The following is a 14,388-nucleotide window of genomic DNA, read 5'->3' on the forward strand; positions in this document are numbered from 1 at the left end:
TTTATCTCACACTATTGATTAGCCCGAGCATTTGATCGCCCATGGTGATTGATTTTGAGTTTAGTTGATAAGACCGCTGAGCTACCATCAGCTCGGTCATTTCTTTTGAAAGATCCACGTTTGACATTTCAAGTGCACCTTGCTGAACGCCAATTTGATCACGGTTCAAAAATTCAATTGTTCCGTTTGGCGCGTTCTCACTTAAAGCGTACCGATTTCCGCCCTGTTTTTCAAGCATAGATTGCTGATTTACTCCAACAATTCCTAATTGAACGGATTGATTGCCCGGAACTGCGGTTAATCTGCCATCTGCGGTTACCTTCAAATTTTCAAACGTATCATCAAAGAAAATCGGGTTTTGATTTTCATCAAGAACAGCGTGGCCTTCAGCCGTGACAAGCTGCAGCTGGCCATTCTCGGCAGGATTCAAATAAAGAGCGCCATCACGGGTATACTGCACCTCACCGCCTGCTTCTACTTGCAGAAATTGGCCGGGCTTTGTCAGGGCAATGTCCAGCTCCCGATCCGTTACCTTGATGCTGCCTTGGGTATATACAGTTTGTCTTGTAAGCACCGCTCCAACTCCTGGCCGAACGCCAAGAGCCGTGGATCGTCCAGCAGGATCATCATTTAGTCCTGCATTGTTGACTTGCTGATTAAGAAGCTCCGAGAATCCTGTTTGAGTACGTTTGTAGCCTTGTGTATCAATGTTTGCCATGTTATTTCCGATCATATCCAACTGTTTTTGCAGCTGACCTAATGTATTAGTAGCCGTGATCATTGAACGCAGCATGCTCATCCTCCTCTTATCTTACTCTGCCGATTTCATTCACGGCTTTGTCCATACTTCTATCGTAAGCCTGCAGCACTTTCTGGTTTGCTTCAAAAGCGCGGTAAGCTGTCATCATTTCTGTATATGTTTTTGAAACGTCCACATTTGAACCTTCCACATAGCCTTGTTTCAACTGGTACGAAATATCAGGATTGCCTACTGCAGTCTGCAATTCGTTTTCACTTCTGAAAAGGCCATTTCCTTCTTTGATCAGCGTTCTTGTATCACCCGCAAAGACAATTTCAATTTGAGCCTGTTCAGCCCCGTCTACTCTAACCGTTCCGTCAGGTGTGATTTCAAACTGATCAGAAGCAACTGAAATCGGCTGGCCATTCGTTCCAAGGACAGGATTGCCCGCAAGAGTAAGCTCGCCGTTTTCATTTCTGGTAAACTGCCCATTACGTGTGTAGCGCACTTCATTCGCCATGGTCTGCACAGCAAAGAGCAAAGCACCTTTCGCATTCGTCTCCGCGTTGTATGGAACCAGCTCTTCTACTAGGGCAACATCGCTTGTGAGACCTGTTTCGCGAAGATCTCCCTGAGTGAATTGAGGAATCATTTCTTGAAGATATACGCCAGTATTAAGAGTACCGACAGTCGGAGAAGCAGGAGAAGGAACTTTGCTGCTCTCAACTCTTTTCAGCAGCATTTCTGGGAAAGCCTTTAGCGAAGCCTGGTCCGATTTATATCCCGGTGTATTCGCATTGGCTATGTTATTGGACAGCATTTCTGTTCTTCGCTGCTGGGCAAGCATTCCTGCAGTCGCTGTATAAAAACCTCGTAGCATTCTTTCACCTCATAAGAGAGCACTCTCTCTTTTTTCGACAATATTTTCTATTTTCATTATATCTGACTATTGGGAACAGAACCGTTTAATTTTGTAAATTTCATTAAAAATCGAAGGTACACTCTTAAAATCGGCTGGATTGGCGAAAGGTTTATAGGAGAACAAAAAAACACCAGTACAAAAACTGATGTTTTCCCATATTATTATCCGAACTTGCGTCTATTAAGGCGATCGACGTTATCAAGCATGATGCCTGTGCCGATTGCTACACAGTCCATTGGGTTTTCTGCGATTAAGACAGGAACCTTTAATTCTTCTGCCATTAACTGATCAAGGCCGTTCATGAGGGCTCCGCCGCCTGTCAAGATAATGCCGCGGTCAATGATGTCCGCAGAAAGTTCAGGCGGAGTGCGCTCAAGTACGCTTTTTGCAGTTTGAACGATAAGGGCTACTGATTCACGCAGTGCGCCTTCTACTTCTTCAGAATTAACGGTAATGGTACGAGGCAGGCCTGATACCATGTCTCTGCCGCGAATGGCAATTTCTTCATTGCGTGCGCCTGGGAACACTGTCGCTACTTGCACTTTAATATCCTCAGCCGTACGTTCACCAATTAAGAGCTTGTACTCTTTTTTGATGTAATTCAGGATTTCCATATCGAACTTGTCCCCAGCCATCTTAATAGAAGAGGCAGTGACAATATCGCCCATAGAAAGAACTGCGACATCTGTCGTTCCACCGCCAATATCTACTACCATATTTCCGCTTGGCTGAAAAATGTCCATGCCGGCGCCAATTGCAGCGACCTTTGGTTCTTCTTCAAGAAAAACGTGTTTTCCGCCGCTTTTTTCAGCAGCTTCCTTAATGGCTTTTTGCTCAACAGAGGTGATATTCGTCGGACAGCAGATAAGCATCCGCGGTTTCGTCAATAAACCCTTTACATTCAGTTTGTTGATGAAATGCTTCAGCATTGCTTCTGTTACTTCAAAATCAGCGATGACTCCGTCTTTCAAAGGACGAATCGCAACAATATTCCCAGGAGTACGTCCTACCATTCTTCTTGCTTCTTCTCCAACAGCAAGAACCTTGCCCGTGTTCTTATTAAGTGCAACTACAGACGGCTCGTTTAAAACGATGCCTTTACCTTTTACGTGAATTAGTACATTTGCAGTACCAAGGTCAATTCCTATATCCCTTGCAAACATTCTTTCCATATCCTCCTTGCAATCTGATCCCAGCAATTCCTACTTTGTGCCCTAATTTCATATTGTATCATAAATTACTAAAAAAAGTATGAAATTGTAAAATTTCATGTTGGGATTTGTCGAAATTGCAAGAAAAGCGGAACCGACTGGTCAGACCCGACAGACAGATAAGAATCCGGCAGTGAAGGCGCTTTTTGCCTTTGCTGACGGATTTGTTCTGGCCGAGGGGGTAGGAGACGGAGCTGGACACTTCGAAATGCGCAAGCACCCGTTCAGCCCAGGCACAACAGATAAGGATCCGCCAGTAAAGGCGCTTTTTGCCCATACTTGCGGATCCTTATCTGGCCGTTGAGCCTGAGCGTTGATGCTAGACACCAATGCGCAAAATTTAATTCTTTCTTATTTCTCAAGATAGACATTTAACTCCTTTATTTTACTGGTTCTTCTTGAAGGATATCCTCCTTCCGATACTTAAGCTTCGTCGCTTCCCCGCCTCTTAAATGGCGTATCGATTTATGATAATCAAGGATTTCTTTCACTTCATTCGCAAGCTCTGGATTAATTTCAGGCAGTCTTTCAGTCAAATCTTTATGGACAGTACTTTTAGAAACGCCAAATTCCTTCGCAATCACGCGAACAGTTTTCCTCGTCTCCACGATATACTTTCCAATCTTGATAGTACGTTCTTTGATGTAATCGTGCACACCACTCGACCTCCCTAAAATGGATGTGAGAAGTGTGAAATGAGACTCGCATACTTAGTTACAGCAGCCATTTTCCGCTTAGCTGAATGTATAATAGCACCATTGCTGCGTTTACGAAAAATATTCACGATCCCTCACCTCATACACTCTCTTTGTTAGGTTTGTAACATTTTATTAGCTTGGGTGAAGATATATGCTAAAAAGTCAAGAGGGACAAGGGATTTGTGCGAATTTTTTTATAAAATGGCGGAATCACACTTAAAAGACAAGCTGTGGTACACTAAATTTTAGGAGGTGAGTCAAAAATGGAAGAACTTTTATTAAAATTCATGGATCAAATGAACAGCCAGTTTGATAAGGTTCATCACAGATTAGACCGGATTGACGAAAAGATGGATAAGCTGGAAAATCGCATGGATACCCTGGAGCTCAGCATGGATAAACTTGATGATCGTATGATTAAGCTTGAAACAAGAATGGATCGGATGGAAACAAGAGTTGAGAGTCTTGAAAGCGGTCAGAAGCAGCATAGGGGAGAAACGGCGTATCAGTACGAAATGCTGCAAATCAGCATCGGAAATGTCACGGCTGAGCTCAGAAGCGGATTTAAACAGCTATCTAAGGTTACGGCCGAAAATAGAGATGTTCTAGAACTTGTTCAAAAGCGCATTATTTAAACATTCCCACTAGCATATATGCCACTTGATTATTAATCCCTCAGATATTTCCCGAGAAATTTGTCGATATTAGACAAAAAAAATAGTCTATCCTTATTGGATAGACAATCTATATGGTGTTGCTTATTAAGCGCTTTTTGTGCTGTCTGCAGCTTGAGATTGGTTTTCTTCAGAATTGCCTTTCTCTTTGCCTTCTTTACCAGCATCTTCTTTTTCTTTGTCTTCTTCAGCACCTTTTTCATCTTCAGTGCCTTTTTCAGCGTCTTCTTTTTCTTCTTCAGTGCCTTTTTCTTCTTCAGCACCTTTTTCTTCTTCTTCTTCTTTAGCTGGCTCTTCTTCTTTTACAGGCGCTTCTTTTTCAGCATTCACGTCGTTTAATGAAGTAAGAGGTTTGTCCATGAAGTCTAATGGATTCACTGCCGTGCCGTCTTTGCGGATTTCAAAGTGAACATGTACGCCATCTTCTTCTTGGATCAGGCTTTGTCCAGCTTGTCCGATGATTTCGTTTTGCTCAACTTCGTCACCAGCTGCAACAAGCATAGTTGCTAGAGATTGGTAAACAGTTGTTACACCATCTGCGTGCTCGATTTCAATGACATTTCCAAGTAATGGATCTTTTTCAGCTTTCGTAACAGTTCCGCTTAGTGAAGCTGCAACTTCGAATTCCTGACCATCTTCTTTTGCCAAGTCAATTCCTTTGCTAGGCTCGTACGTATTATTATAGGAAACGAGTGCTGCTTCTTGCTCTGCTGCTGATGCATCTTTTTCATAGAACTTGCGGATAACGGATACTGCGTCTGAATCAGCTGCCGGCATTGCGAAGTTTTCTACAGCTGAGTTCACTTCTTGCGTTGGCTCATCTTGATAAGATGTTCCTTGGTCAATCGGATCATTTGCTGAATCTCCATTGCCTAAACCCTGATACCATAACACGGCTGTCAAAATCAATGCTGCACTTACTAAGTAGATTGCTGGGAATACCCAACGCTTTCTGAAGAATTGTTGCATTTTCGAGTTTTGAGAAGTACGTTTAGTTTCTTCCTCTCTCATTCTATCATCACCTCAGCAATCATTCTGAACAAAATTCTGAAAATATATACACCTCTATCAAAAAAAGTTAAAAACTTATTTTCTGCTTCCTTTTATTAAATTATGTATGGATTCTAAAATTTTTATTTCACTCATGGTATACTATGTTCCATCAGCAACCTGAAGGAGCACGATCATGAAGAAATCTATCTCTAAATGGATGTTGACACTGGCACCCTTTCTTTATATGATTCTCATCTGGATTCTATCAAGCATGCCGGCAGATGCGATTATCAAAACCCCGTTTTCATTTGACCGCTTAATGAAGGAATCGCTTCACTTGATTGAATTCGGGATTCTCTATTGGCTGATTGCCCTGGCTTTTGCCGCTCATCAAAGGTGGAACGTAAAAGCAAGTATTTTCGCAGCCGCGGTATCTATTTTATACGGGGCAACAGATGAAATTCATCAATACTTTGTTCCGTACCGGTCTGCTACATTGATTGATTTAGTGAAGGATGCGATTGGTGTACTTGTGTCTTTCTATATTATGAAGGTTACGTATTTCAAAAAGCGTCCTTCGTTTATTACCTCTATTTTTCAAAAGTTAAATGATGCGGAGTGATCAGCTATGAGTTTACCTATTCGAAAAGCCGTGATCGGCGACCTGCCTGCCATCGTTGAGATTTACAACTCGACAATAGAAAGCAGAGCCGTTACGGCAGACTTAACACCTGTTACTGTTGCAGACCGTGAAGGATGGTTTCACCGGCATACAGATCAGCGTCCCCTTTGGGTCATGGAGGATGGCAATCAGATTGTCGCCTGGCTAAGCTTTGAATCCTTCTACGGCAGAGCTGCCTATCAATATACAGCTGAGGTCAGCATTTATATTGATCAAAACGTACGCGGCAAAGGCATCGGCACCACGTTCATGCAGGCGGCGATTGACGCTTGCCCGCAGCTTACTATTAAAACGCTGCTCGGCTTTGTTTTTGGCCATAATGAAGCAAGCCTGCGCCTCTTCAAACGCTTCGGCTTTGAGCAGTGGGCTAACATGCCCCGTATTGCTGAACTTGACGGGATTGAGCGTGATTTGGTGATTGTAGGGAAAAGAATATCAGAATAACGTAAAAACGAGCTTGGAAAGTCCAGGCTCGTTTTTTCTCTGATTCAGTTTTAGATTCCCAGCACCGTTCTACTTTTTATCAAATTATCTTGTAAGTTCAAGATCAAAATGATATTTCTCTCCATGATATTTGGTAATCGTATATTCTAATGGCCGGTCATCAAAGCCAAAGCTTAACCTTTTAATTTTCAGTAAAGCTTCTCCGCCGCGGATTCCGAGTAAATCCGCTTCGTGTACAGTTGCATTAATTGCAGCGATTTGATCTTTTGCGTATTTTAGCGTGATATTTTCTGCTTCCAATATCTCATAAAATTTTGCGGTATCCAAATCATGCTTCATCAATATTTCCCCTATGTATGCGGGCCAGCACGAACGTTCAATTGCTATAGGAACTTTATCTGCAAATCGAATCCGTTCAATCACTAATATTTCCTCTTCTTCCAATAATTCAAGCATCGATTTCTCATGATATAAATCACTTCTGAATTCAGCTCGAATTAACTTTGATTTAGGGGTTAACCCTTTTTCGGCAGCTTCTTCTGCGAAGCCTTTTAATCTTCCCCCGCCAGCAAGCTCCTGGGCTTTAACCATTGTGCCTTTTCCTTGTTTTTTTTCAAGCAATCCATCTTGGACAAGGATTGAAATTGCCTGCCGTAAAGTAGTGCGGCTGACGTTAAATTCTTTCATTAATTCTTGTTCAGTCGGTATTAATGTGTGAGCAGGCCACACTTTTTCCTGAATCCGTTTTATTAAAATGTTTTTAACTTGTAAGTATAATGAAAGATCTTTATGAGGATCTACGTTATGTTCCATTCATTAAAGCTCCCTTCAAGGTTCGCTAACTCTATTCTTATCTTACTTCGGAACGGAAAACAATGTAAAGCCTGCTTACATTTTAAGGTTTTCTAGGAATTGGGATTTGCCATGTCTTATCTATAAATCTAAAAAAGACTGTTGAAATACTTTTCAACAGTCTTTTATCACTCAATATTGGTTTAGATTGACGATATCTGATTAAATAACTCTTTCCAAGTTGAACTCTTACGGTAAAAGACTGGAGGATAACCGATTGGTGCTGAAATTGTCACTGTCCCGCCTTTAAATTCTTCTCCGCTCCAAAGATGAACCCACTCATCATCCGGCAAGTAGACTTCCCAATCCGTTTGGTTTTCTTGGTGTACAGGAGCAACCAGCAAGTCTTTTCCGTATAAATATTGATATTGAATATCATACGCTTTTTCATCCTGTTCATAATGCATGAATAAAGGACGCTGTACAGGAATGCCATGTTCGGCATTTTCTTTAACAAGTGATTTTGTATATGGACTAAGTGCAGTATACACATTTGACATTCTGGAAAGATGTTCTAATGCTTCATTGTCATCATCATATTGGAAGCAATCAGCAGGACGATTTCCTTCATGCGTTCTCATCATTGGAGTAAAAGCCCCCATGTCGGCCCATCTCATCAGCAATTCTTTTGATCGCTTATTTCCATGCAGGCTTGTATAGCCACCAATATCGCTATGATGCAGTCCGCAGCCAATCATTCCGGATGACAGTGCTGCAGGAATTACAGATGCTAGTCCATCATCAAGCGAAAAATCTACGCTCTGATCTCCGCCCCAAAGCATCGTGCAATATTTTTGAATACCGGTATATCCCGCACGCATGAAATACAGAATTTCTCCTAATTTTCCAGTCTCCACAAGGGCTTCATAATTTAGCTTAGCCCATAATGTAGGCCAGGCGTTATGCATTTTTTTCGGATCAGCCCCATTGCTTAACACAACATCAATAGGCAAATATTCTCCGAAATCAGCCATCCATCCGTCTAAACCAAATTGGATCAAATTCTCCTTTATCACTTCTTTATACCAAATAAATGCATCTTCATTTGTAAAATCTACGACCCCGCAGTAAAATTCTCCAAAATCAACTAGATAGGTACTCCCATAATAATTAAGTGCCAAGTACCCTTTTTCTTCCGCTTCTTTAAATAGATCCCCTTCAACCGCAACATAAGGGTTAATATATCCTAAGAACCTAATTTCCTTCTCTTTCCATTCTGGTATCTTTTTGTCTAACCCCGGGTATTCTTTTTCATTCCATTTCCAATTCCACATTAATCTTTTTCCAAAGGATGTAAACCGCTTGCCTTGCCAGTCTTGACACCAAACTCCGGAAATAGCCATCCCTTTTTCTATAGCTTTATTAATCTTACTTTCTGTAATCTCTGTTCCTCCCTGGATGCCAAGAATAACACCATTATAGATCCAATCTGGCAATTCCGGCTGACGGCCAAGCAGATTTGTTATTTTCCCTACTAGCTCTATAAAAGAGTCAGCCGTTTCAAATAATGTTTTTTTCGGTATTTCCCAAAATTGCAACTCGTGAAAATGCGGATTGCGGAAATCAAAGTCTGCATAGGCTGTTGTATCTGTATGACAGTAATATTTTTTACTGGAAACAAAGGTAGGCTGCGGGAAATTTGTATGGTAGTAATCTCCGCCCGCTTTATCCAATACGTCTGCCTGCCATGTTACATACGTTTTTTTATTTCTTCCAACACCTGGTTCAGAAGTCCACAAAGGAAAATTTTTACCGCGCAAATTAAAATGTGAAAGCTGTTCTCCGCATCCATAAACCTTTTCACCTGGATCAGAAGGTGTACGCAGCCACAGACGATTTATACTTTCATCATTTGTATGGTATTCAACAGCCAGCCGCCCATCTTCTTCTTTTATCAGCAAAGTCACAACAGGATCGATACTCGCGAATTTTGAAAAAGCAACAGTAAACTCATTTTCCTCCTGAGAAATGTCTGCATTAAGCAGTGGAGATCTTTCAATTAAGTAATCTTTTATTTCAAAATTACCTCTGTACATGTCCATACTGTCTTGTCCCCGTCCTATAAATAACATTGGACTTTCCAATGTATGACGCAGTAGGACCTTTTCGTTGAATATCACTTCAAATCCGTTTTCTATAGATTCAATCATTAATTTTGATGCCTTTAAAACTGATTGCATTGGCGATTCCCCCTAATCATTTTCAGCCTGATGCGGTTTTTCCCTTTTCAGAAATGTTTGTTGAAAGATCCTCATGAGGCACTAATTGCTTCTCAATGTAGCTGCTGTATTTTTCGTTGTATTTTTTTACTGAAATATACGCCACAATCCCTGTAATAACCGCTAACCCTATAAATGCCGGGAAGAAATAAGGTGAGACAATGCCGTTTGCATATGCTAAGCCAATTGGTGAGAAAACGATGTAAAACTCAAACATTAACCCTATTAAAATTACAGCTACCGGCAATGCAAATTTCCATGGCTTCATTTCGATTTTCGGCTTTGGTGTAAATCTCCATTCCTTAGCCGGTGCTATTTTGCCAATAATCAGCATCATTGCAATCTCCGTGAAGAAGAGAATGGCATAGATATGAATGAAGTTAATTTCGACTTTGAAGCCAAATAATTGATCCGTGCCCCAAATTAACATGTAGTAAGTGATGACATGGAAGAAAACGACTATTTTCGCAGCAATAGCTGGTACTTTTCTCGCAAAGATGCCTATTAAAACGATGGCTATAATTGGAATATTAAAGAAGCCTGTAAATCTTCTAATTAGCTCCCATAAGCCGTCTGGTGCGTACATCAAGAGCGGAGAGACACAAAAACTAATAATAGATAATACAATCGCAAACCATTTACTTAAGCCAAGCAGCTTTTTATCAGTGATGTTTGGCATAAGCGGCTGAACTACGTCTAAAGCAAACATAGTTGCAGCTGAATTGATTAAGGCGTTGAATGTGCTAAAAACAGCTCCTAATAAAACGACCAGGAATAATCCCTGCAAATACCATGGCAACACATTCGCAACTAATGTCGGGAAAGCTAAATCGATGGATTCAAGGTTTCCACCGTATAGATGAAACGCAACAATACCTGGAAGCATCATTAAGATCGGAACTAATAATTTGAAAAATCCAGTGTATAAAACCCCTTTTTGCCCTTCAGCTAAATTAGCCGCACCAAGTGTTCTCTGAATTGCGTATTGGTTAGTCCCCCAATAAAACAGGTTAGCCCAAATCATTCCCGTGAAGATCGTCAGAAAAGGAACAGCATCTGTACTTGATCCAACGGCATTTAACTTTTCAGGATTCGTTGTCGTAATGGTTTTCAGTCCTTCCATGATGCTTCCGTCCCCTAATTGGAACAGCCCTATCACAGGAATCAGTGTACCCACTACTAATAAACCAACGCCGATAAACGTATCAGATACTGCAATCGCTTTCATACCTCCGAAAGTAGCGAACAGTGCACCTATAATTCCGATCACCCAAACCATGAGCCATACGGACTCTGTATAGGAGAGACTGAATAAAGAAGGAATATCAAACAGTTTCAGCACTGCTAAGGCACCTGAGTATAAGGTAGATGGAATGGTAACTAGGACATACCCTAACATGAATAGGATGACAGCTAATCTTCTTACCCCTTCATCAAATCGATCTCTTAAAAACTGAGGCAATGTTGTGAAGGCTCCTCCTAAATAACGAGGCAACAAAATTAATGTCATAATGACGATGGCCAATATGGCTGTAACTTCCCATGCCATATTCGTCATATTTGCCCCATAAGCCTGACCATTTAACCCAATCATTTGCTCTGCTGATAAGTTTGTTAATATAAGTGCCCCGGCAATAAACCCTCCAGATAAACCGCGTCCTGCCAGGAAATATCCTTCTGTCGTTGAATTAGCCCCTTTTGTTTTCTTGTAAGTCCAAACACCCAATAAGGCCATAATCACTAAACTTGACAGTAAAGTGAATAGAATGTTCTGATCTCCCATAGTTTCCCTCCTAATCTCCTAATAGTAAACCCTTACATTTTCTCCGATTATTCCAGGATAAGCCCCTTTTTGAATAAGGGCTTCTCGATCCGGATGGGCAATGAGCCACTTATTCTTCATAAATAATAATTCGTCTTCACTTGATGTTTTTTTGGTTTCAACTTCCAGCTTTTCATTCGTACCTGCCGGAAGGATGACAATCGCTTTAAAGCCGTCATCTTCAACTTTACAAGGAGCAAAATGAAGAGTTGTCCCATATAATTCAATCGCTGTCCCTTTTGGAACAAAAAATGGGGCAACTCGTCCAGATTCGTAGGTATTATTGCTTATATCCTGAACCTTTCCCAATAATAGCACGAAGTCTGTAACTGCAACATTGATTTCGCTTCCTTTATGATATTCCAAACCATTTAATGTTGAGTTGCTCCCGTTACAGTATCCTATCTGCACGGGCATTTTTCCATAGAAATTATTAGTAAGTACATCACATACAGATGTTTTTTCCATTTGCGGGACTGAGGCTACATATTGATTTCCATCAACAGGAATTTCTGTTGTTTTCATGTATGCCTCAAGCTCACTAAAAGAATAATTATCTATGATCCTGCCGTAGGTTCGAAAGGACTCATCGTTTACTTCATAAAATGAAAGATGTTTATTCTTTTCTTTCAGCCTTTCAAAATTAGACATCACGATCTCTCCTTGATAATTGAGCATTATTTTGAAACAGCTTCTTCTGTTTTCGTTTGATCCCAGGCATTTCTGAATACATTCAGACCATAATCTGTAAATGCATGATCAAAGCTGCTTCTGTATACATCAAATCCGCATGTGACAATATCCGCTCCCGCTTTTGCAGCATCAACAATCTGTTTGCCATTGCGTAAAGCCGCTACAATAATTTCAGTCTCAAACTTGTAAGTTTTATAGATATTTGAAATATCCTGGATGTATTGAGCAGTATCTTCACCGCTATTTTCCTTCCATCCTACAAATGGTGAAACAAACGTGGCACCAATTCTAGCAGTTTGTATCGCCTGAGAAGGAGAAAAAACGAGTGTCACATTGGTAGATATGCCTTCTTTTTTTAATTCTTTCGCTGCGATTAATCCAGGTTCTGTGCAAGGGATTTTTACAACAAAGTTAGAGGAACGGGCTGCAATTTTTTTGCCTTCAGAGACCATTTCCCGAGCGTTATCCAGGTGTGGGTTAATCTCAACTGATATAGGAAAATTTTTAATTTCACCAAATTCACCTGCAAGTTCATCTACAATTGTTAAGAATGATTTTCCGCTGTTCATGATGTGCTTAGGGTTAGTTGTAACCCCATCAATCCCCCAATTTTCATATGCGTAATGAATTTCCTTTGTAATAGCACTGTCTAAAAAATACTTCATCTCACTTCTCTCCTTTTGTTGTAATGTTTAGGTATTTATCATAACGTAGTAATCTTTAATTATATGTAGCTACCTTTAACTCTATAATATGAAAACGGATTCAATTAATCAAGTCTTTTTTTTGTTTATTGAATAGTTGCATAATTAATTATTGTGATTACTATCGGTGCAAAAAAAAGCACGATTAGGTAGTAAATAAGATTGTATCTCAAAGTTACTTGAACAGGTGTAATTCGGATGACCTCTGCAACTGCCACTCCAAACGGTACCAAGGGTGAGATGCTCATGGATACATACCAGCCAGTAAGCAGTGTAATAGCGAAACCTATACTTGATAAACCAATGTCCGCTGGAACAATCGTCATTGCAAATAACGGAATCGTGATCATCATATGGATGCCGCAAAGACTTAGCAGAGAAGTCATAAGAAGAATGAGAAAAATAATGAAATATACAGGGATATCATGAAAATAAATGGCTGCCTTCCCCATTTCTTCTTTTAACGGTGTATTAGAGACACAGTTTGCAAAAAAACTTGATGAAAGAAGAAATGGAATCAGCGTTTTAAATTGAAGCAGACTTTTATTATAGGATTTCAGTTCTCCAATCATTTTTCTGGCAGCACCTATAAAAAAACACCATACAAATGAATACAAGATGACAATGACAGCAATCGCATAAATTTGATTGGATAGAGGCAGAATTTCTGCGCAAAAGACTGCCAGTATGATCATGAAAGAAAGATGAATCAGCAGGTGAGAAATATTTCTCATTTCATTTGATCCTTCACGCCCACGATCCGGTAATATGTGGGCGATATTATGTTTCAGCTTCTTGTCCATTCTTAAAATGATGGCTGTTACCGTAAATATGAAAATTACCATGATTAGTGCACTGAAAAAATAATCCGTATAACTAATTGCAGTCCAGATAAGCACCATGTTAACTACAGGATCAAAAGGTGAAAAAACCATATATGAGGAATATCCTGCAGTATATACGCGCACTAAAAAGTCTTTTGGTAAATTGATTTTTTCAATTAGTTTTTGCTGTGCAGGTATTGATCCAATATTTAAAGGAATGGTCAAAGCCAGATGAAGGATGGAGAGAAACAAAAAGATAGAAATAGGTTTAGCTTTTTTTGATTTTATGTATCCTTCGATTGACTGAAAATAATCCCCATATTTTAACGGAAAAGAAATCATCGGAATGGCCAGGAACAAGACGGGTATGGATAAACCAGATGCAAGATTTCCATACCAGGTTTTGAACCCAAATCCGTAATAATAAAGGATTGCATGCCCAAAAACTAATGAAATAACTGATACATAAAATTGAAATCCTCTAATCATAAAAATGGATGAAATCAGCAGGCTGATTAAAGTGACTGAAGAAAGAAAAACGAAAACATCCTCCTGTAATTGAATCCATTCATTTATGAAGATAAGGACAAAAAGAAAATAAATGGAGAGACAGTATATATTTCGCAACAAATCGACCTCCTGTATCAACATCATAAAGTTGGTCTATTCCTGCCTGAAAAATGGTTATTTACACAGGAGCTAATTACCTCTCTTCATTCGTTTGATTTCTATTCCTCCAAGCACTTAGTGCACAAACTGTAATGATACAGGGAACCATCCAGCCAATTAAAATAGGAAAATAATTCGAAGATGCCAATTCCCTTCCATTAGAAGAATTCGCTAAAAATACAACAAGCGTAATGAACGCCGGAAACAAAAGCATCCACCTGGCGTTCAGTTTTAATGTATTG

At 40.1% G+C, this 14,388-nt stretch carries 15 protein-coding genes; 4 read left to right on the plus strand and 11 right to left on the minus strand.

What is annotated here, in order from left to right; genetic code table 11:
• Position 1 precedes the first annotated feature (1 nt).
• The 3 genes from AC3ISE_RS20820 to AC3ISE_RS20830 all read right to left on the minus strand — a co-directional run bounded on the left by AC3ISE_RS20820 (position 2) and on the right by AC3ISE_RS20830 (position 2,824).
• Positions 2-793 carry a flagellar hook-basal body protein gene (locus AC3ISE_RS20820; protein WP_489222456.1) on the minus strand — a complete coding sequence of 264 codons (792 nt, stop codon included), beginning with the start codon at positions 791-793 and terminating at the stop codon, positions 2-4.
• Positions 794-806: 13 nt separating this feature from the next.
• A complete protein-coding gene (locus AC3ISE_RS20825; RefSeq protein ID WP_489222457.1) occupies positions 807-1,619 on the minus strand; it encodes a flagellar hook-basal body protein in 813 nt (270 codons plus the stop codon).
• Positions 1,620-1,822: 203 nt separating this feature from the next.
• Positions 1,823-2,824: a rod shape-determining protein gene (locus tag AC3ISE_RS20830; protein ID WP_489224397.1), complete on the minus strand. Its 1,002-nt coding sequence runs from the start codon at positions 2,822-2,824 to the stop codon at positions 1,823-1,825.
• A 106-nt stretch (positions 2,825-2,930) separates the two neighbouring features.
• Between AC3ISE_RS20830 and AC3ISE_RS20835 the strand changes: the two genes are divergently transcribed.
• Positions 2,931-3,176: a hypothetical protein gene (locus AC3ISE_RS20835; RefSeq protein WP_489222458.1), complete on the plus strand. Its 246-nt coding sequence runs from the start codon at positions 2,931-2,933 to the stop codon at positions 3,174-3,176.
• Positions 3,177-3,252: 76 nt separating this feature from the next.
• On the opposite strand, the gene spoIIID is transcribed toward AC3ISE_RS20835, so the two are convergent.
• The gene (gene spoIIID, locus AC3ISE_RS20840; protein WP_070875369.1) at positions 3,253-3,528 is read right to left on the minus strand and encodes a sporulation transcriptional regulator SpoIIID; all 276 of its coding nucleotides are present in this window, start codon (positions 3,526-3,528) and stop codon (positions 3,253-3,255) included.
• Positions 3,529-3,833: 305 nt separating this feature from the next.
• Here spoIIID and AC3ISE_RS20845 point away from each other — a divergent pair, with 305 nt between their 5' ends.
• On the plus strand, positions 3,834-4,205 hold the full coding sequence (locus AC3ISE_RS20845; protein WP_489222459.1) for a hypothetical protein: 372 nt from the start codon (positions 3,834-3,836) through the stop codon (positions 4,203-4,205).
• Positions 4,206-4,331: 126 nt separating this feature from the next.
• On the opposite strand, the gene spoIIQ is transcribed toward AC3ISE_RS20845, so the two are convergent.
• The gene (spoIIQ, locus tag AC3ISE_RS20850; protein WP_489222460.1) at positions 4,332-5,255 is read right to left on the minus strand and encodes a stage II sporulation protein SpoIIQ; all 924 of its coding nucleotides are present in this window, start codon (positions 5,253-5,255) and stop codon (positions 4,332-4,334) included.
• Positions 5,256-5,430: 175 nt separating this feature from the next.
• Here spoIIQ and AC3ISE_RS20855 point away from each other — a divergent pair, with 175 nt between their 5' ends.
• Together AC3ISE_RS20855 and AC3ISE_RS20860 are read left to right on the plus strand one after the other, a co-directional pair.
• Complete coding sequence (locus AC3ISE_RS20855; protein ID WP_489222461.1) at positions 5,431-5,859, plus strand: VanZ family protein; 429 nt, start codon at positions 5,431-5,433, stop codon at positions 5,857-5,859.
• A 6-nt stretch (positions 5,860-5,865) separates the two neighbouring features.
• Entirely contained in the window at positions 5,866-6,363 is a 498-nt protein-coding gene (locus AC3ISE_RS20860) for a GNAT family N-acetyltransferase (protein ID WP_489222462.1), read from the plus strand.
• A gap of 84 nt (positions 6,364-6,447) precedes the next feature.
• Here the strand turns inward: AC3ISE_RS20860 and AC3ISE_RS20865 are convergent, their stop codons facing one another.
• From AC3ISE_RS20865 to AC3ISE_RS20890, 6 genes are all read right to left on the minus strand, one after another.
• Positions 6,448-7,176: a GntR family transcriptional regulator gene (locus tag AC3ISE_RS20865; protein WP_070875374.1), complete on the minus strand. Its 729-nt coding sequence runs from the start codon at positions 7,174-7,176 to the stop codon at positions 6,448-6,450.
• A 182-nt stretch (positions 7,177-7,358) separates the two neighbouring features.
• Positions 7,359-9,395, minus strand: a complete 2,037-nt coding sequence (locus AC3ISE_RS20870) for an alpha-glucosidase (RefSeq protein ID WP_489222463.1) — start codon at positions 9,393-9,395, stop codon at positions 7,359-7,361.
• Positions 9,396-9,417: 22 nt separating this feature from the next.
• Positions 9,418-11,217, minus strand: coding sequence for a solute:sodium symporter family transporter (locus AC3ISE_RS20875; RefSeq protein WP_489222464.1), 1,800 nt, complete (start codon positions 11,215-11,217; stop codon positions 9,418-9,420).
• A gap of 18 nt (positions 11,218-11,235) precedes the next feature.
• Positions 11,236-11,907, minus strand: coding sequence for a DUF4867 family protein (locus AC3ISE_RS20880; RefSeq protein ID WP_489222465.1), 672 nt, complete (start codon positions 11,905-11,907; stop codon positions 11,236-11,238).
• 26 nt (positions 11,908-11,933) lie between these two features.
• Entirely contained in the window at positions 11,934-12,614 is a 681-nt protein-coding gene (locus AC3ISE_RS20885) for a transaldolase family protein (protein ID WP_489222466.1), read from the minus strand.
• A 125-nt stretch (positions 12,615-12,739) separates the two neighbouring features.
• Positions 12,740-14,104 carry a hypothetical protein gene (locus AC3ISE_RS20890; RefSeq protein WP_489222467.1) on the minus strand — a complete coding sequence of 455 codons (1,365 nt, stop codon included), beginning with the start codon at positions 14,102-14,104 and terminating at the stop codon, positions 12,740-12,742.
• Positions 14,105-14,388 lie beyond the last annotated feature (284 nt).

This window comes from Metabacillus sp. KH_069 (assembly GCF_057838075.1).